The sequence below is a fragment of the Micrococcus sp. KRD012 genome, from assembly GCF_017168555.1.
In the GTDB taxonomy this organism is placed as follows: domain Bacteria; phylum Actinomycetota; class Actinomycetes; order Actinomycetales; family Micrococcaceae; genus Micrococcus; species Micrococcus luteus.
Window position 1 is genome coordinate 5392 of sequence record NZ_JABFBB010000008.1, and the last position, 16654, is coordinate 22045.

A 16654-nucleotide genomic window follows, 5' to 3' on the forward strand; every position below is an offset into this window, starting at 1 on the left:
GCGCTGCCCGCCCCCTCGGCGCGCACGGTGCGGTGGGAGATCGCGATCGTCCTCGGCCTCTCCCTGGGGAAGTCGGCGGTCTACGCGATCGTCCAGCTCATCGACAAGGCCACCCAGGCCCCGCTCGGCGAGCAGACCACCGTCCTCAACCCGGCCCTGGCCGACCGCTGGGCCTTCGACCTGACCTACCAGCTGCTCGGCATCGGGTTCGCGCTCGTGCCGGTGGCCCTCGTGCTGCACCTGATGCACCTGCGCGGCCGGAACCCGTTCCGGGTGCTCGGCCTCGACCTGCGCCGCCCCGGCCGCGACCTGGCCTGGGGCCTGGGCCTGTTCGCGGCCATCGGGCTGGGCACGCTCGGCGTCTACGCCGCCGGCCGGGCCCTGGGGATCACGACGGCGATCGTCGGCTCGGCGCTCGGGGAGAGCTGGTACCAGGTGCCGGTCCTGCTGCTCTCCGCGCTGCGGCACGGACTGCTGGAGGAGGTCATCGTGGGCGCCTGGCTCGTCGACCGGCTCGGGTATCTGCAGCGGCTGCGCGCCGCGGGCCTGGCGCGCGATCCGGCGCCGGCCGTGCCGTCGTCGTGGGTGAGCGCCGAGGGGCTGTACCTGCCGCCCCGCGCGGCCGTCGTGATGCTCGCCCTCGCGCTGCTGCGCGGGGCGTACCACCTGTACCAGGGGATCGGGCCGGGCGTGGGCAACGCCCTGATGGGCGCGGTGTTCGCGCTCGTGTTCCTGCGGGTGCGCCGGGTGATGCCGCTGGTCATCGCGCACGCGCTGCTGGACGCCGTCGGGTTCGTCGGCTACCCGCTGCTGGCGCGGGCGGGGCTGCTCGGCTGAGCGGCCCCGCGTCCGCGCTCAGAGCGTGATCTCACCCTTCGGGGTGCGGAAGGTGACCGAGACGATGCCCGGGGTGCCGGAGGGCGCGACGTACTCGATGTTCACGTCCTGGACCTGGCCGTCCTCGTCCTCGCCGCCCAGCCACTCGGCGAGGCGCTCGGGGGAGCCGGCGATGTTCAGGTGCTCGATGGTGGCCTGCGGCTCGGCCGCCTGCGAGGGGTGCATGTCCTCCTGACCGTCGGCCCAGCGCAGGATGTACGGCAGCTGCGGGTCCGCGAGGGTGCCCTTGATGCCGATCTGCCGCCAGGACAGCTCGCGGCCGTCCGGGAAGCGACGGTTGCCGGGGACGGCCTCGCGGCCGAGGCGGCGCTCGAACCGGCCGATGTCCGGGGTGGCCACGGCCCAGCTCATCCAGCCGCCGCCCTGCTCGGTGCGGGCGCGCACGAGCTGGCCGAACGGTGCGCTGAGGGAGGCCGGGTGGTCCAGGGCCTCGACGACCTCCAGATACTGCCCCTCCGTCATGGGGAAGAGCGCGTTCTGGGTGCCGAAACGTGGGTGGACACCGCCCTTGATCCGCTCGATGCCCAGCGTCTCGGCGATGCGGGCGACCGTGGCGTCCAGGCCCTCGGGGCCGGCGGCGTAGGACACGTGGTCCATGCGACAGGTGTGCACTGCGCTGTTCCTCTCCGTTCCCGGGCTGCCCCGGGGATTGACCTGGTGCGAGTCGGGGGGCGTCGAGCCCTTGACGGGTCGAGCGCCCCCGTGCGGAGAGCGTATCCGCGTGTGACACGCGTGACGAAATCGTGGCGGGGCGGCGGGCTACACTCGGAGGCACGGTCACGAGAGTCAGCAACAGGCCCCGGCATGCTGACCGGCAACCCTCCTTCCGCGGTGGGGTGCCCCGGGTGACGACCAGGCCGGCCCCACAACGGACGCCGGCAAGCGCGGGCCGATCCCACGGCCCCTCTCGACGGCGCCGGGTCATCTCCGGCACCTCGACGACGTCGGTCCCCGGAGCGGCACGTCGGCCGGCGGGCGGGGCGGCCGGGTCCGGCCCCTGAACCCCTCAGGAGGGTCTGCCATGACCGACCAGCCCACCCCGACCCCCGACGCCTGGGGCTTCTCCACCGCGCAGGTCCACGCGGGCGTCGCCGTCGGCCAGCACGCCTTCGGTGCGACCGCCCTGCCGATCTTCCAGACCACCTCGTACGACTTCCCGTCCGCCCAGGTGGCCGCGGACCGGTTCGCGCTCAAGGACCTCGACCCGCTCTACACCCGCATCGGCAACCCGACGCAGGGCCCGGTGGAGGAGAAGATCGCCGCGCTCGAGGGCGGTGTGGGCGCGCTGCTGCTGGCCTCCGGTCAGGCGGCGACGACGCTCGCGATCCTCAACCTCGCCGGCGCCGGCGACCACGTGGTCGCCTCGGCCAGCCTCTACGGCGGCACGCAGAACCTGTTCAAGCACACCCTCGCCAAGGTCGGCGTCGAGACGACGTTCGTGACCGACCCGGACGACCTCGAGTCCTGGCGCGCCGCCGTCCGGCCGAACACCAAGGCGTTCTTCGGCGAGACCCTCGGCAACCCGCGCGGGGACGTCCTGGACGTGCGCGCCGTCGCCGACGCAGCCCACGAGGCCGGCGTGCCGCTGATCGTGGACAACACGCTGGCCACCCCGTACCTGCTGCGGCCCATCGAGCACGGCGCCGACGTCGTCACCCACTCCGCCACGAAGTACCTCGGCGGGCACGCCGCGGCCATCGCGGGCGTGATCGTCGACGCCGGCACGTTCGACTACGCGCAGCACGCCGAGCGGTACCCCGGCTTCAACGAGCCGGACGAGTCGTACCACGGCCTCGTCTACGCGCGGGACCTCGGGGTGGGCTCGCCGCTCGGCGCCAACCTGGCCTTCATCCTCAAGGCGCGCGTGCAACTGCTGCGCGACTACGGCTCGGCCATCTCCCCGTTCAACGCGTTCCTGGTGAACCTCGGCCTGGAGACCCTGTCCCTGCGCATGGAGCGGCAGGTGGCCAACGCGGCCGCCGTCGCGCGCTGGCTCGAGGGCCGCGACGACGTCGAGCACGTGGTCTACGCCGGCCTGGAGTCCAGCCCGTGGCACGAGCGCGCCCAGCGCTACCTGCCGAAGGGCGCGGGCGCGTTCGTCTCCTTCGAGATCGCGGGCGGCCGCGAGGCCGGGGCCGCGTTCGTGGACGGGCTCACCCTGCACCACCACGTGGCCAACATCGGCGACGTCCGCTCGCTCGTGGTGCACCCGGCCTCGACCACCCACTCCCAGCTCACCGACGACGAGCAGCGCGCCGCCGGCGTCACCCCCGGCCTGGTGCGGCTCTCGCTCGGCGTGGAGGACATCGAGGACATCCTCGCCGACCTCGAGCGCGGCTTCGCGGCCGCCGCTCGCCGCGGCGACGACGACGCGGGGGAGCGGGCATGACCGCCGTTGCCACGCGTCCGTCGCGCACCGCGCTGCCCCGCGGCGGCCGCCACCGTCTGCGGGTCGGCGAGCTGCGCACCGAGACCGGCGGGCTGCTGCCCGACGTCGAGCTGACCTACGAGACCTGGGGCACCCTCGCCGCCGACGGCTCCAACGCCGTGCTCGTGCTGCACGCCCTCACCGGCGACGCGCACGTGGCCGCGCACGAGGAGGACCCGACGCCGGGCTGGTGGGACGCCCTCGTCGGCCCGGGCCGCGCCGTGGACACGGACCGGTGGTTCGTGGTCGCCCCCGCCATGATCGGCGGCTGCCACGGCTCCACCGGGCCCTCGACGCCGGCCCCCGACGGGCGGCCCTGGGGCTCCCGGTTCCCGTTCCTCACGCTGCGGGACGCGGTCGAGGCCGAGCGGCGCCTGGCCGACCACCTCGGGATCGGCGCCTGGCGTGCCGTGATCGGCGGATCGATGGGCGGGGCCCGCGCCCTCGAGTGGGCCGCGACCCACCCCGCGCGCGTCGCCGGGGTGGGCGTGCTGGCCGCCACCGCGGCCTCCTCCGCCGACCAGATCGCGTGGGGGCAGGCGCAGACCGCGGCCATCCGCCTCGACCCGGACTTCCAGGGCGGCGACTACTACCCCGGCCCCGGCCCCGTGGCCGGCCTGGGCATCGCCCGGCGCATCGCCCACACCACCTACCGCACGGCCGGCGAGCTCGGCCAGCGGTTCGGCCGGGAACCGCAGGGCGTCGAGGACCCGTTCGGCGCCGTCGTCGGGGTGCCCGGCGGGCGCGGGCGCTATGCCGTGGAGTCCTACCTGGACCACCAGGCGGCCAAGCTCGCCGACCGGTTCGACGCGAACTCCTACCTCGTGGTCACCGAGGCCCTCATGGGCCACGACGTCGGGCGCGGGCGCGGCGGCGTGGCGGCGGCGCTCGCGGACTACCGGGGCCGGGCGTTCGTGGCCGCCGTCGACTCGGACCGGCTCTACCTGCCGGCCGAGTCCGAGGCGCTCGCGGCGGCGCTGCCCGCGCGGCCGCCGGTGCACACGATCGCCTCGCCCATCGGCCACGACGGGTTCCTCACCGAATACGGCCAGGTGGCCGACACGCTGAAGCGCACCCTCGCCCTCTGAACTTTCGTTCGGGAAACGGCGGCGTGTCGCGGCACTGTCGTTCGGGAAACGGCCACCGGTCCCCGCCGGCCGGGCTCAGGGCTCGACGATGTCCAGCGGCTCGGTGTGGTCCGAGCCCTGCGGCATCGGCGCGCCGAAGAGCGGCTCGGGGACGGGGCGCTTGGCCGTGACGCCGTCGCCGGAGGAGACGCCGCGGAGGCGGCGGACCACCCACGGCGCCAGGTGCGTGCGCACCCATGCGGCGTCCGACGCGCGGGCCGCGCGCCACGTGCGCGGCGCCGGCGGGGAGAGGCGCAGGTGCTCGAGGCCGTGCTCCACGCCGAGGGTGTCCAGCACCATCGCGGCGATCGTGTGGTGGCCGAGCGCAGAGAAGTGCAGGCGGTCCTCGGCCCACATCTCCCGCCGGGCGAGGTCCTTGAGCGACCACATGTCCGGCACCAGCGCGTCGTGCCGCAGCGCGATGGTGCGCACGTTCTCGTTGTAGATCGCCACGGTGCCGCGGATGCGGCCGATGACGGGCGTGCCCTTCACGTCGGTCGCGTTGAACAGCAGCACGGTGGCGCCGTCGGAGGCCAGACGCTCGACGACGGCGTCCAACCGGACCGCGATCTCGTCCGGGTCCGCGCCGCGCAGGATGTCGTTGCCGCCCGCGCAGACGCTGATGAGGTCCGGCCGCAGGGCGAGCGCCGGCTCCACCTGGTCCTCGGCGATCTGGTCCAGCAGCTTCCCGCGGACCGCCAGGTTGGCGTAGGCCAGGTCCTCGCCGGGCGGCGTCAGGCGGGAGAGCTCCTCGGCCAGGCGGTCGGCCCAGCCGCGGTGGTAGCCGGGACGGTCCGGGTCCGGGTCGCCGATGCCCTCGGAGAACGAGTCCCCGATGGCGACGTAGCGGCGCCACGGATGGGCGGCGGGGTCGTCGACCGGGGTCGCGTCGGAGGCGTGCGGAGGCTGGGAGGAGGATGGGTTACCCACGGGTAGGATTCTGCCCACGTCGCGCGGGAGGGGTCAACCTCCGGGAGGGGCCGACCGTGCCGCTCGCTAGGCTGGCGGACGTGAACGCGAACCCCACCCCCGCCGTCGAGCCCGTCGTCCGCTGGTCCCGCCCCGAGGGCGAGCGCACCGAGGACCTGCTGATCGTCCTGCACGGCTACGGCGCGAACGAGGACGACCTGTTCGGCCTCGTCCCGCACCTGCCCGAGCACGTCACGGTGGCCGCCGTCCGCGCGCCCCTGCCCCTGCAGCCGGGCTCCCACGCCTGGTTCCCGCTCTCCCAGGACCCCGTCACGGGCGAGCTGGGCTCCACCGCCGAGCCGGTCCGCGAGGCCGTCGAGGCCCTGCACGCCTGGGTGCAGGCGGTGCGCGGGGACTTCCGCACCGTCTCCCTGCTCGGCTTCTCGCAGGGCATGGCGATGGCCACGTCGCTGCTGCGCCTGGACCCGGAGGCCTACGCGTGCACCGTGGCGCTGTCCGGCTTCGTGGTGGACCCGGAGCTCACCGAGCCGCGGCTGCGCGAGCTGTTCACCCGCGACGACGACGTCGCCCGCGTCCGACCGAAGGTCTTCTGGGGCCGCGGCCAGGAGGACCCGATCATCTCCGAGCCCCGGGTCGAGGAGACCCATGCCTGGCTGAACGCCCACGTGGACCTCATGAAGATCGTCTACGCCGGGCTCGGCCACGCGATCAACGAGCAGGAGCTGGGCCACGTGAAGGAGTACCTCGCCCACATGGTGCCGCCCCGCGGCTGACGCACCGGACACGCTCGACGACGGCGCCGCGGCCGCCCGACGGGGCGTCGGCTCAGGCCTGCCCGGCCTGGACGACGAACGCCTCGCCGGCGAACTCGACGACGTCCCCGTCGTGCAGCTGGGCGCCGCGGCGCGTCTCCACCGCGCCGTTGACGGTGACGAGCCCGTCGGTGACGACGTCGCGGGCCATGGCCCCGTCCTCCACGAGGGAGGCGAGCTTGAGCGCCTGGCCGAGGCGGATGGACTCGTCACGGATGGGCAGGGGCTGGGCGTCGGGTGCGTTCGTCTCGGTCATGGTGTCCATCATGGCCGGTAGGCTGGACGGGATCGACCGGCGCGCCGCGCCGGAACGGGCCCGCCGCCTCGAAGGCGGCCGGGCGCCGTCGTCGTCGTGATCCCCTCCCGCCCCGCCGATGAGTACGGAAGTGATGCCCCCATGGCTGCCAAGTCCCCGCTGGACAACGTCATCAACCTCGCCAAGCGCCGAGGCTTCGTGTTCCAGGCCGGTGAGATCTACGGCGGTTCGCGCTCCGCGTGGGACTACGGGCCCCTGGGTGTGGAGCTGAAGGAGAACATCAAGGCGGAATGGTGGAAGACCTTCGTGCGCTCCCGCGAGGACATGGTGGGCCTGGACTCCTCCATCATCCTGCCGCGCGCGGTGTGGGAGGCCTCCGGCCACGTCGAGACCTTCACCGACCCGCTCGTGGAGTGCACCCAGTGCCACAGGCGCCACCGCCAGGACCACCTGCTCGAGGCGTTCGAGGCCAAGAAGGGCCGGCCGGCCGAGGGCATGGCCGAGATCGTGTGCCCGGACTGCGGCACCCAGGGCGCCTGGACCGAGCCGCAGCTGTTCTCGGGCCTGGTCAAGACCTACCTCGGCCCCGTGGACAACGAGGAGGGCCTGCACTACATGCGCCCGGAGACGGCGCAGGGCATCTTCGTGAACTTCCTCAACGTGCTGGGCGCGGCCCGGAAGAAGCCGCCGTTCGGCATCGGCCAGATCGGCAAGGCGTTCCGCAACGAGATCACCCCGGGCAACTTCATCTTCCGCACCCGTGAGTTCGAGCAGATGGAGATCGAGTACTTCGTGCCGCCGGCCGAGGCGGGCCAGCACTTCGACCGCTGGGTCGAGGACTGCTGGGACTGGTTCATCGACCTCGGCATCGACCCCGCGCACCTGCGCAAGTTCGACGTCCCCGCGGACGAGCGGGCGCACTACTCGGACGCCACGATCGACCTCGAGTACGACTTCGGCTTCACCGGCGGCGACGGCTGGGGCGAGCTGATGGGCATCGCGAACCGCACCGACTACGACCTGGGCCGGCACACCGAGCACTCGGGCACCAAGATGCAGTACTTCGACCAGGCCAACAACGAGCACTACACCCCGTACGTGATCGAGCCGTCCTTCGGCCTGACCCGCGCCATGATGGCGTTCCTCGTGGACGCCTATGCCGAGGACGAGGCCCCGAACGCCAAGGGCGGGGTGGACGTGCGCACCGTGCTCAAGCTGGACCCGCGCCTGGCCCCGGTCAAGGCCGCCGTGCTCCCGCTGTCCAAGAAGCCCGAGCTGCAGCCGGCCACCCAGTCCCTCGCCGCGGAGCTGCGCGGCCTGTGGAACATCGAGACGGACGACTCCGGCGCGATCGGCCGTCGCTACCGCCGCCAGGACGAGATCGGCACCCCGTTCTGCATCACCGTGGACTTCGACACCCTCGAGGACCAGGCCGTGACCATCCGCGAGCGGGACACCATGGCCCAGGAGCGCGTGGCGCTGTCCCAGGTGAAGTCCTACCTGCTGGAGCGCCTGGTCAAGTGAGCGGGGACGTGACGGGAGCGGCCGGGGCCGCGGGGCATGACGACGGCGGCGCGCTGTTCGACTCCGCCGCGGTCGCCGACGGGGAGATCGTGCTGCGTCCCTGGCGGCCCGGGGACGACCTGGCCCTGCTCGAGGTGTGGGGCGACCCGGCCAACGCGCAGCAGCACCAGGACCGGGCGATGCTCGCCGAGGACGCGGAACGGCCCTGGCGCCGCGCGCTCGTGGCCGAGGACGCCGGCGTGCCGGTGGCGGCCGGCGTCGTCTACGCCTCGTCCGTGCACCCGCGGCGGCTGTGGCTGTACGTCGAGACCGCGGCCGCCGAGCGGCGCCGGGGCATCGGCCGGGCGCTCGTGGCGGCCCTGCGCGGGCTCGCCGCGGAGGCGCACGCCGCCGGCGCCATCCCGACGACCGCGCTGAAGGCCCGATTCGCCAAGGACGCCCTGGTGCCCGGCGTGGCCTGCGCCGACCCGCAGACCGAGGCCGACGGTGCGACGGGCCGCCCGCCCGTGGACACGGACGCCGTGCGGTCCCAGACCGCCGCACTGGCCGCCGGCACCGAGGCGTTCCTCGTGGCCCAGGGCTTCACCCCCGTGCAGCGCTCCCGCCGCGTCGCGATCGCCCCGGGGGCCATCGGCCTGCCGGATGTGCGCGGGGAGGAGCACCCGGACGGCGTGGTCCTCGAGGAGGCCTCGACCGGCTCCGTCGAGCTGACGCAGGCGGTCGCCGCGTTCTATGACGCCGTGCACGCGTGGGACCCGTCGACCCTGAGCGTCGGGGCCGCCCAGCAGCTGCTGCTGGGCCCGGCCACCGGGGCCGCGGGCGCCGTCGTGCTCCGCGACGCGCCGAAGGCCGAGGGCGGGCGCATCCGCGCGTTCGCGGTGTCCTACACCCCGGAGCGCCAGGACGCGCCGGCCGACGTGCTCGTGGGCTGGGATCCGGAGCTGGGGGAGGAGGACGCGCTGCAGGCCGTGGCCGACCTGCTCGCCCTGCTCGTGGCCCAGTACCCCGTGCAGATCGAGGTGGACGAGGCGATGGCCCCGCTGGAGCGGATCGTGGACGGGCTCATCGGCGGCAACGCGGCGCGGACGCTGGTGGACACGTACGTGTTCGTGGACGACGCGCCGGGCGCGTGAACCGGGCGGCCGTAGCGGACCGCCGGCGCACCCGCACCCTGCGGGGCACCGTCCTGGCGGTGGCCCTGCTCAACGGCGCCTACCTGGTGGTCGAGATCATCCTGGCGGTGGGGATCGGCTCGGTGGCCCTCGTGGCGGACTCCGTCGACTTCTTCGAGGACTTCGCCGTCAACCTGCTGATCTTCGTGGCGCTGGGGTGGACGGCGGCCCGGCAGGCGGTCATCGGCAAGGTCATGGCCGGGATCATCGTGCTCCCGGCCGTGGCGGCGCTCGTCATGGCGGCCACGAAGGTCGGCGACCCCGAGCCGCCCGCCGCGGGCGTGCTGCTGGGGGCGGCCGTCGGCTCGATCCTCGTGAACCTCGTGTGCGTGGCCCTGCTGGCCCGCGTCCGCACCGACGGCGGCTCCCTCACCCGGGCGGCGTGGCTCGCGGCGCGCAACGACCTCGTGGCCGGTGCCGTGCTGATCGCCCTGTCCGGGATCACGGTGCTGACGGCGTCGGGCTGGGCGGACATCATCGTGGGCGTGCTGCTGGTGCTGCTCAACGGCTCCGCCGCCAAGGAGATCTGGGAGGCCGCGACCGAGGAGCACCTGGCGGCCCAGGCCCTCGCCGGCGAGGTCGACGACGACTGAGCGGTTCCTACGGGGCGGCGGGCAGCCGGGCGGCGAGCACCGCCCCGACGGCGGCCAGGCCCAGGAACACCGTCAGCGCCGGTGCAAGACCGACGGCGCCGGCCAGCGCCCCGACCGCCGGGCTGAGCCCAACCCCGGCCAGCCGCATGCACCAGCTCGTCACCGCCAGCCCGGTCTGCGGCCGGAGCCCGGGCGCCTCGTCGCCGAGCGCATAGGCCACGGGCACCACCACGGCGCAGCCGAGCCCCGCCAGGGCCAGCCCCGCGAACGCGGCAGGCACGGCCACCGGCTCGGGCAGCGGCGCCAGGGCCAGCCCCAGCCCCACGACGACGGCGCCCAGCCCCGCCGTCAGCGCCCCGCGGCGTCCCAGGGCGGTGAGGGTTCGGTCGCCCGCGAGGCGTCCGACGAACTGCGCGCCCAGCAGCGTCGACGCGCCGAGCACCGCCGCGGCCGGATCCAGGCCGCGCTCCGTGATCAGGAACAGGGTGGCCCACGCGTTGCCGAACTCCTCCACGCCGAACCCGGCCATCGCGATCACCACGGCGGGGACGAGCACGGCCACGGCGGCGCGGCGGGGGAGGGCGCCGTGGCCGTGCTCGTCCCCGCCGTGGTGATCGCGATGGCCGGGTTCGGCGTGGACGTCTCCGACGGTGCGGGTGACTGATCCGCGGCGCCGCGGGCGGACGCCGAGTCCACGGGAGCCTCCGCCAGGAACAGGCGCCGGACCCCCAGCAGTACCGCGACGCACACGGCGCCGTTGAGCCCCAGGTGCAGGGCCGCGGGGCCGCCCACGGTGATGACCGCCGCACCGAGCCCGGCACCAGCGGCCGCTCCGAGGCTCCAGCCGGCGTGCATGGTCGTGAGCACGGGCCGGGCCAGCCGGGTCTACACCTGCAGGCCCTGCGCGTTCTGGGCGGTGTCCACGACGGCGTCGAGCACGCCCGAGGCCACGACGAGGCCCGCGAAGACCCACAGCAGCCAGGCCGCGGCCGTGCCCGCACCGTGCCCGGCCCCCGCGCCCGCCCCGGCGATGTCGAGGACGAGACCGGCCGCCGTCGTGAGCAGGGCGATGGCCACGCTGCCGGCGAGCATGACGCGGCGGGCGCCGAACCGGCGCAGGATCGGGGCGGGCAGGGGCCCGGCGAGCGTGCCGCCCACGGCGAGCGCGATGACGAGCAGGCCGAACGCGGCCGGGTCCAGGCCGAACGCGGCCTTGGCCTCCGGGTAGTGCGGGATGAGCGCGCCGAGCAGGGCGCCGTTCGTCGCGAAGGCGGCGGTGACGGCCCAGCGCGCGCGACGGGCTCGGGCGACGCCGTCGTCGGCGGTCGGGAGGTGCGGCGGGGCCTCGCTCATGCATCCCAGCCGAGCAGGCGCCAGACCTCCGCCCAGCCGGCGAAGATCTTCGCGTTGTACTCGACCCCGAGCTGGTTGGGGTTGGCGAACAGGACCCAGTCGGCGGCGGCGACGGCGTCGTCGGCGGCGAGCTTCTCCGCGACCTCCTCGGCGGACCCGGCATAGGTCGGGCCGGAGCGGGCGGCGCCGCCCTCGAGCATGCCGGAGGAGTCGCGCGAGGCCCGCTCCCGGCCGAAGTACAGCTCGTCCTCCCGGTCCTGGATGACGAACGCGGAGCGCGTGACCGCCGTGCGGCCCGGACCGGCGTGGCCGGCCGCGGCGAAGGCCTCCCGGTAGCGCGCGATCTGGTCGGCCTGCTGGACGTGGAAGGGGCGGCCGTCGTCCTGCAGGAGCAGGGTGGAGGAGAGCATGTTGTAGCCGTCCGCGGCGGCGCCGGCCACCGAGCCCACGGAGCCGGACCCCCACCAGATGCGGTCCGCGAGCCCGGGGGAGTGCGGCTCGATCCGCAGCGGCTGCGAGCTGTGCGCCCAGCCGGAGGTGAGGTCCGGCGTCGCGATGCCCTCGCCGCGCACGGCCGAGAGGAACCGGCGTCCGCGCTCTCGGGTCACGTCGGCCCAGGTCTGCCCCTCGTCGAGGGCGTAGCCGAACTGCGCCTGGCCGTCGAGGGCGGCCTCGGGTGAGCCGCGGGAGACGCCGAGCTCGAGCCGGCCGCCGGAGATGAGGTCCGTGGTGGCCGCGGCCTCGGCCATGTACAGGGGGTTCTCATACCGCAGGTCGATCACGCCGGTGCCGAGGCTGATCCGCTCGGTGCGGGCGGCCATCGCGGCGAGGATCGGGAACGGCGAGGAGAACATCCGCTGGAAGTGGTGGACGCGCAGCCAGGCGCCGTCGAGCCCGGCGTCCTCGGCGGCCACGGCCATGGCGACGACGTCGTCCAGGGCCTGCCGCGCGTCCGGTTCGGTGCCGGGCCGGTGGATCCAGTGGCCGAAGTTGAGGAAGCCGAGGTGCTTGCGGGTCATGCCGGGTGCAACCGCGGGGCGGGCGGGGCTGTTCCCGGTGCTCGTCTGACCGCCGGCCGGCGACATCACCTGCGGGCAGACCCGCGGAGATGTCGCTGCGGAGCGGTCGATCGCCGCGGCGTCCGCCATACTGGCGGGCATGAGTGAGCAGTGGAGCGAGAAGGACATCGAGCTGGCGAACCGGCTCTTCGACATGGCGCGGGACGGGGACACGGCCCAGCTGAAGGCATACCTGGACGCCGGGGTGAGCACGCGCCTGCGCAACCACGCGGGCGACTCCTTCCTCACCCTCGCCGCCTACCACGAGCACCCGGACACGGTGGCGATGCTCATCGAGGCCGGCGCGGAGGTCGAGCACGCCAACGACCGCGGCCAGCGCCCCCTGACCTGCGCCACGTTCAAGCGGGACGTCGCCTCGATGCGGCATCTGCTCGCGGCCGGGGCGGACCCGGACGCGGGCACCCCCTCGGCGCGTCAGACCGCCCAGATGTTCGCCGGTGCTGACCTGCTGGCGGTGCTCGACGGCGAGGACGCGGCGCCGTCGTCGGAGGCCTGACCCGCCGGGAGGACGGTCTGCCCGTCCCGGCGGGGCGCCTCGGCGATCGCCTCCCAGCGGGCCGGGTCGTGGGGCACGGTGACGCGGGTGCCGGGCGGAATGGAAGAATGGGATCCGACATGACTTCTTCCCACACCCTCCCCGCCGCGGCGGTGACCGACGCCGACGACGTCGCCGACATCCACGCCGCGCACTACGCCAAGTCCGCCGGCGCGGGTCGACGCATCGCCGACGACGATCAGCTCCACGAGGCCCGCCACCCCGCCCCGACGACGGACCGCCTGGCCCTGCCCCCGCTGCGGCTGGGGCCGCTGACCATCGACGTCCCCGTGGTGCTGGCCCCGATGGCCGGCATCACCAACACGGCGTTCCGCCGCCTGTGCCGCGAGTACGGCGGCGGCCTCTACGTCAACGAGATGGTCACGGCACGCGCCCTCGTGGAGCGCAAGCCCGAGTCGATGCGGATCATCCAGCACGACCCGGACGAGGTGCCCCGCTCCGTGCAGCTCTACTCCGTGGACCCGGTCACCACGGGTGCCGCCGTGCGGATGCTGGTCGAGGAGGACCGCTGCGACCACATCGACATGAACTTCGGCTGCCCCGTGCCCAAGGTGACCCGCCGCGGCGGCGGCTCCGCCCTGCCGTGGAAGTCGGAGCTGTTCGCCTCCATCGTCAAGGCGGCCGTCACCGAGGCGGCCAAGAAGGACATCCCGGTGACCGTGAAGATGCGCCGCGGCATCGACGAGGACCACCTGACCTTCCTCGACGCCGGCCGCACGGCCCGCGACCTCGGCGTCGCCGCCGTCGCCCTCCACGGCCGCACCACCCGCCAGTTCTACTCGGGCACCGCCGTGTGGGACGACATCGCCCGGCTGCGCGAGGCCCTGCCGGACATCCCCGTGCTCGGCAACGGCGACATCTGGTCCGCGGAGGACGCCATCGCGATGGTCGAGCGCACGGGCGTGGACGGCGTCGTGATCGGCCGCGGCTGCCAGGGAAGGCCCTGGCTGTTCGGGGATCTGCAGGCCGCGTTCGAGGGCCGCCAGGACCGGTTTCGCCCGACCCTGGGCATGGTCGCGGACACGCTGTACCGCCACGCCGAGCTGCTCGTGGACACCTTCGGCGGCGACGAGACGAAGGCCCTGCGGGACATCCGCAAGCACGTGGCCTGGTACTTCAAGGGCTACCCCGTGGGCTCGGAGATCCGCACCGCCCTGGCGACCGTCCCGGACCTGGCCACGATGCGCGAGATCCTCGCCCGCGTGGACCGGGACCAGCCCTACCCGGGCGAGGCCGCCGAGGGCCCGCGCGGCCGGGCCGGCGCCCCCAAGCGCCCGCACCTGCCGGACGGCTGGCTCGACTCCCGCGAGCTCAATGCCGAGCAGCAGGCCATGATCGCGGCCGCCGAGCTGGACGTCTCCGGTGGCTGAGCCCACGACGCCGGAGCCCGCCGCCGGAACGCCCGCTGCGCCGTCGTCGCCCTGGACCGGCGCCGCCCACCAGCCGGTGCTGTTCGGCCCGGAGGGGCGCCCGCCCTATGCTGGCCGCGCCGTGCAGACCCCCGGCTACACGCCGTGGGACCGGGAGCGGTGGCTGCCCGAGCCGCCCAAGTCCTCCTACCGTTCGGACTTCGAGCGGGACCGTGCCCGCGTGCTGCACTCCGCGGGCCTGCGCCGGCTGGGGGCCAAGACCCAGGTGGTCGCCCCGGACGCGGACGACTTCGCCCGCACCCGCCTGACGCACTCGCTCGAGGTGGCGCAGGTGGGGCGTGAGCTCGGCCGGTCGCTGGGCTGCGACCCCGACCTCGTGGACACCGCCTGCCTGTCCCACGACCTCGGCCACCCGCCCTTCGGGCACAACGGGGAGAAGGCGCTCGACGCGCTCAGCGAGGACGTCGGCGGCTTCGAGGGCAACGCCCAGACCCTGCGCCTGCTGGCCCGCCTCGAGCAGAAGAAGCTCTTCGCGGACGGCTCCTCCGCGGGCCTGAACCTCACGCGCGCCGCCCTCGACGCCGCATGCAAGTACCCGTGGACCCGTGAGGACGCCCCGCTGCGCCCCGACGGCACGCGCTCGCGCAAGTTCGGCGTCTACGAGGACGACCTGCCCGTGTTCCGCTGGTTCCGCGCCGGGGTGCCCGGCACGCGCACGTCCATGGAGGCCCAGGTCATGGACCTCGCGGACGACATCTCCTACTCCGTGCACGACGTCGAGGACGGCGTGGTCAACGCCGCGTTCCAGCTCAAGTGGCTCGCGATCCCGGAGCATCGGCAGCGCGTCGTGGAGACCACCCGCCAGTGGTACCTGCCGCACACGGACCCGGCCGAGGTCGACGCGGCCCTGGCCCGCCTCGAGGCCACCGACGTGTGGGTCTCCGAGATGGACGGCTCCCGGCGGGCGCTCGCGGCGATGAAGGACATGACGAGCCAGCTGATCGGCCGGTTCTGCAGCGCCGCCTTCGACGCCACGCGCCAGGTGTTCGGCAACGAGCCGCTCACCCGCCACGGGGCCGACGTCGTGGTGCCCGAGGAGACGGAGACCGAGATCGCCGTGATGAAGGGCATCGCGGCGGCCTACGTGATGACCGCCGAGCAGCGTCAGCCGCTCTACGCGCGGCAGCGCGAGGTGCTCGCGGAGCTCGTGGCGCTGCTGGACGCGACGGAGGACCGGTACCTCGAGCCGATGTTCGCGTTCGACTGGGCGCAGGCCCCCGACGACGCCGCCCGGCGGCGCGTGGTGATCGACCAGATCGCCTCGCTCACCGATTCGACCGCCGTCGAGTGGCATCACACGCTGGTGCAGGGCGCGGAGTTCCGGCGCGTCTGGATCTGAGGGGCCGCCCCGGGCCGGTCACTCGCCCGGGGCGACGACGGCGCACGGGCCCGCGAGCCGGACCCCGCAGGCGGCGTCGAGCGGGGGCAGCGCCCCCTCCACGCGGGCCTGGGCCCGGGTGCCGTCGGCCAGCTGGACCGTGGCCACCGAGTCGTGGCCGCGGTAGTCCACGTCCACCACGGTGGCGGGCGTCCAGACGCGCGCGGCCTCGACCCCGTCCACGTCAACGGTCGGGTCTAGGGTGCCGCGCACGTGCTCGGGGCGGACCACCACGAGGTCCCCGGGCACAGCCGTGGCCGCACGCGCCCCGTGCAGGGGCACCGGGCCGAGGGCGGTGCGCCCGATCCGCCGGCCGCCGTCGCGCTCCGGCCCGGTCACGTCCAGCAGCGGCAGCAGGGAGGCCTCCCCGACGAACGCGGCGACCCAGGCGTCGGCCGGGTGCGCGTACACCTCGTCCGGCGTGCCCAGCTGGCGCAGGCGCCCGGCCCGCATCACGGCCGCGCGGTCGGCCATGGACAGGGCCTCGGACTGGTCGTGGGTGACGAGCACGGCCGTGGCGCCGTCCTCCTTCAGCGCCTGGCGCACGTCCCGGCGCAGGCCGCTGCGCAGGGAGGCGTCGAGGGCGCCGAAGGGCTCGTCCAGCAGGATCAGCGGCGGGCGCGGGGCCATCGCCCGGGCCAGGGCCACGCGCTGCTGCTGGCCGCCGGAGAGCTCGTGCGGCATGCGCTCGCCGTGGCCGGCGAGGTCCACGAGCTCGAGGCACTCCTGGATGCGGGCCATCCGCCCGGGCCGGCGGCGGCGCAGCCCGAAGCCCACGTTCTCCGCCACGCTCAGGTGCGGGAACAGGGCGCCGTCCTGGGGCACCACGGCCACGTGCCGGCGGTGGGCGGGCACGTGCACGCGGGGCAGGGCCACCACGGAGCCGGCAAGGCTGATGCGGCCGGACTCGATGCGCTCGAAGCCGGCCAGGCAGCGCAGCAGCGTGGTCTTCCCGCAGCCGGAGGGGCCGAGCACGGCGAGCAGCTCGCCCGGCTCCAGGTCGAACTGCACGCCCTCCAGGACGGGCCCCTCCCCGTAGGAGGCGCCGAGGTCGGCCACGGACACGGCGTGGCCGACGCCGGGCCGGGGACCGGCCGGGCGGGACGCGCGGGTCGAGGC

At 74.6% G+C, this 16654-nt stretch carries 18 protein-coding genes and 1 riboswitch; of the genes, 10 read left to right on the top strand and 8 right to left on the bottom strand.

The features are described 5' to 3' along the window. A partial coding sequence (locus J1M37_RS05235; protein ID WP_241250875.1) for a CPBP family intramembrane glutamic endopeptidase occupies window positions 1-837 on the top strand: 837 nt, incomplete at its 5' end. Between the two features lie 18 nt (window positions 838-855). Here J1M37_RS05235 and J1M37_RS05240 read toward each other — a convergent pair. Next, on the bottom strand, window positions 856-1509 hold the full coding sequence (locus J1M37_RS05240) for a VOC family protein (RefSeq protein WP_043280097.1): 654 nt from the start codon (window positions 1507-1509) through the stop codon (window positions 856-858). A gap of 163 nt (window positions 1510-1672) precedes the next feature. Beyond that, a riboswitch (SAM riboswitch) is annotated at window positions 1673-1788 on the top strand. A gap of 130 nt (window positions 1789-1918) precedes the next feature. On the opposite strand from J1M37_RS05240, the gene J1M37_RS05245 reads away from it, so the two are divergent. Together J1M37_RS05245 and metX are read left to right on the top strand one after the other, a co-directional pair. After that, complete coding sequence (locus J1M37_RS05245) at window positions 1919-3286, top strand: bifunctional o-acetylhomoserine/o-acetylserine sulfhydrylase (RefSeq protein WP_206452249.1); 1368 nt, start codon at window positions 1919-1921, stop codon at window positions 3284-3286. Further along, complete coding sequence (gene metX / locus J1M37_RS05250) at window positions 3283-4413, top strand: homoserine O-acetyltransferase MetX (protein ID WP_036317585.1); 1131 nt, start codon at window positions 3283-3285, stop codon at window positions 4411-4413. The genes J1M37_RS05245 and metX overlap by 4 nt, the downstream gene beginning before the upstream one ends. Before the next feature lie 75 nt (window positions 4414-4488). Here the strand turns inward: metX and J1M37_RS05255 are convergent, their stop codons facing one another. Continuing rightward, complete coding sequence (locus tag J1M37_RS05255; protein ID WP_041103533.1) at window positions 4489-5382, bottom strand: SGNH/GDSL hydrolase family protein; 894 nt, start codon at window positions 5380-5382, stop codon at window positions 4489-4491. Between the two features lie 80 nt (window positions 5383-5462). Between J1M37_RS05255 and J1M37_RS05260 the strand changes: the two genes are divergently transcribed. Further along, window positions 5463-6155, top strand: a complete 693-nt coding sequence (locus J1M37_RS05260) for an alpha/beta hydrolase (RefSeq protein WP_036340883.1) — start codon at window positions 5463-5465, stop codon at window positions 6153-6155. A gap of 52 nt (window positions 6156-6207) precedes the next feature. On the opposite strand, the gene J1M37_RS05265 is transcribed toward J1M37_RS05260, so the two are convergent. Beyond that, on the bottom strand, window positions 6208-6450 hold the full coding sequence (locus J1M37_RS05265; protein ID WP_036317588.1) for an RNA-binding S4 domain-containing protein: 243 nt from the start codon (window positions 6448-6450) through the stop codon (window positions 6208-6210). Window positions 6451-6591: 141 nt separating this feature from the next. On the opposite strand from J1M37_RS05265, the gene J1M37_RS05270 reads away from it, so the two are divergent. From J1M37_RS05270 to J1M37_RS05280, 3 genes are read left to right on the top strand one after another with little or no spacing between them, the layout of a single operon-like run. Then, window positions 6592-7974: a glycine--tRNA ligase gene (locus tag J1M37_RS05270; protein ID WP_044659691.1), complete on the top strand. Its 1383-nt coding sequence runs from the start codon at window positions 6592-6594 to the stop codon at window positions 7972-7974. Next, a complete protein-coding gene (locus J1M37_RS05275) occupies window positions 7971-9107 on the top strand; it encodes a GNAT family N-acetyltransferase (RefSeq protein WP_044659690.1) in 1137 nt (378 codons plus the stop codon). The genes J1M37_RS05270 and J1M37_RS05275 overlap by 4 nt, the downstream gene beginning before the upstream one ends. Continuing rightward, window positions 9104-9739 (top strand): cation transporter, encoded by a 636-nt coding sequence (locus J1M37_RS05280; protein ID WP_206452250.1) that lies wholly within the window; start codon window positions 9104-9106, stop codon window positions 9737-9739. The genes J1M37_RS05275 and J1M37_RS05280 overlap by 4 nt, the downstream gene beginning before the upstream one ends. Window positions 9740-9746: 7 nt before the next feature. Here the strand turns inward: J1M37_RS05280 and J1M37_RS11465 are convergent, their stop codons facing one another. The 4 genes from J1M37_RS11465 to J1M37_RS05290 are packed head-to-tail and all read right to left on the bottom strand — an operon-like array spanning window position 9747 to window position 12111. Then, a complete protein-coding gene (locus J1M37_RS11465) occupies window positions 9747-10301 on the bottom strand; it encodes a hypothetical protein (RefSeq protein WP_206450900.1) in 555 nt (184 codons plus the stop codon). Beyond that, entirely contained in the window at window positions 10274-10606 is a 333-nt protein-coding gene (locus J1M37_RS11470; protein WP_241250876.1) for a hypothetical protein, read from the bottom strand. Before J1M37_RS11470 ends, J1M37_RS11465 begins: the two co-directional genes overlap by 28 nt. Before the next feature lie 18 nt (window positions 10607-10624). After that, entirely contained in the window at window positions 10625-11092 is a 468-nt protein-coding gene (locus J1M37_RS11475; protein ID WP_236557944.1) for a hypothetical protein, read from the bottom strand. Continuing rightward, the gene (locus J1M37_RS05290; protein WP_206452251.1) at window positions 11089-12111 is read right to left on the bottom strand and encodes an LLM class flavin-dependent oxidoreductase; all 1023 of its coding nucleotides are present in this window, start codon (window positions 12109-12111) and stop codon (window positions 11089-11091) included. The genes J1M37_RS11475 and J1M37_RS05290 overlap by 4 nt, the downstream gene beginning before the upstream one ends. Before the next feature lie 139 nt (window positions 12112-12250). Here J1M37_RS05290 and J1M37_RS05295 point away from each other — a divergent pair, with 139 nt between their 5' ends. The 3 genes from J1M37_RS05295 (at window position 12251) to J1M37_RS05305 (ending at window position 15496) form a co-directional block, all read left to right on the top strand. Then, window positions 12251-12667 carry an ankyrin repeat domain-containing protein gene (locus J1M37_RS05295; protein ID WP_206452252.1) on the top strand — a complete coding sequence of 139 codons (417 nt, stop codon included), beginning with the start codon at window positions 12251-12253 and terminating at the stop codon, window positions 12665-12667. A 119-nt stretch (window positions 12668-12786) separates the two neighbouring features. Next, the gene (dusB, locus tag J1M37_RS05300; RefSeq protein ID WP_241250877.1) at window positions 12787-14097 is read left to right on the top strand and encodes a tRNA dihydrouridine synthase DusB; all 1311 of its coding nucleotides are present in this window, start codon (window positions 12787-12789) and stop codon (window positions 14095-14097) included. Continuing rightward, a complete protein-coding gene (locus J1M37_RS05305) occupies window positions 14090-15496 on the top strand; it encodes a deoxyguanosinetriphosphate triphosphohydrolase (RefSeq protein ID WP_206452253.1) in 1407 nt (468 codons plus the stop codon). Before dusB ends, J1M37_RS05305 begins: the two co-directional genes overlap by 8 nt. A gap of 18 nt (window positions 15497-15514) precedes the next feature. Here the strand turns inward: J1M37_RS05305 and J1M37_RS05310 are convergent. Next, the coding region (locus tag J1M37_RS05310; RefSeq protein ID WP_206452254.1) for an ABC transporter ATP-binding protein at window positions 15515-16654 on the bottom strand (1140 nt) is incomplete at its 5' end.

Coding starts and splice junctions, on each gene's coding strand:
- J1M37_RS05245 (WP_206452249.1), top strand. CDS start 1,919: ATGACCGACCAGCCCACCCCGACCCCCGACGCCTGGGGCTTCTCCACC.
- metX (WP_036317585.1), top strand. CDS start 3,283: ATGACCGCCGTTGCCACGCGTCCGTCGCGCACCGCGCTGCCCCGCGGC.
- J1M37_RS05265 (WP_036317588.1), bottom strand. CDS start 6,450: ATGACCGAGACGAACGCACCCGACGCCCAGCCCCTGCCCATCCGTGAC.
- J1M37_RS05270 (WP_044659691.1), top strand. CDS start 6,592: ATGGCTGCCAAGTCCCCGCTGGACAACGTCATCAACCTCGCCAAGCGC.
- J1M37_RS11475 (WP_236557944.1), bottom strand. CDS start 11,092: ATGAGCGAGGCCCCGCCGCACCTCCCGACCGCCGACGACGGCGTCGCC.
- J1M37_RS05290 (WP_206452251.1), bottom strand. CDS start 12,111: ATGACCCGCAAGCACCTCGGCTTCCTCAACTTCGGCCACTGGATCCAC.
- J1M37_RS05295 (WP_206452252.1), top strand. CDS start 12,251: ATGAGTGAGCAGTGGAGCGAGAAGGACATCGAGCTGGCGAACCGGCTC.
- dusB (WP_241250877.1), top strand. CDS start 12,787: ATGACTTCTTCCCACACCCTCCCCGCCGCGGCGGTGACCGACGCCGAC.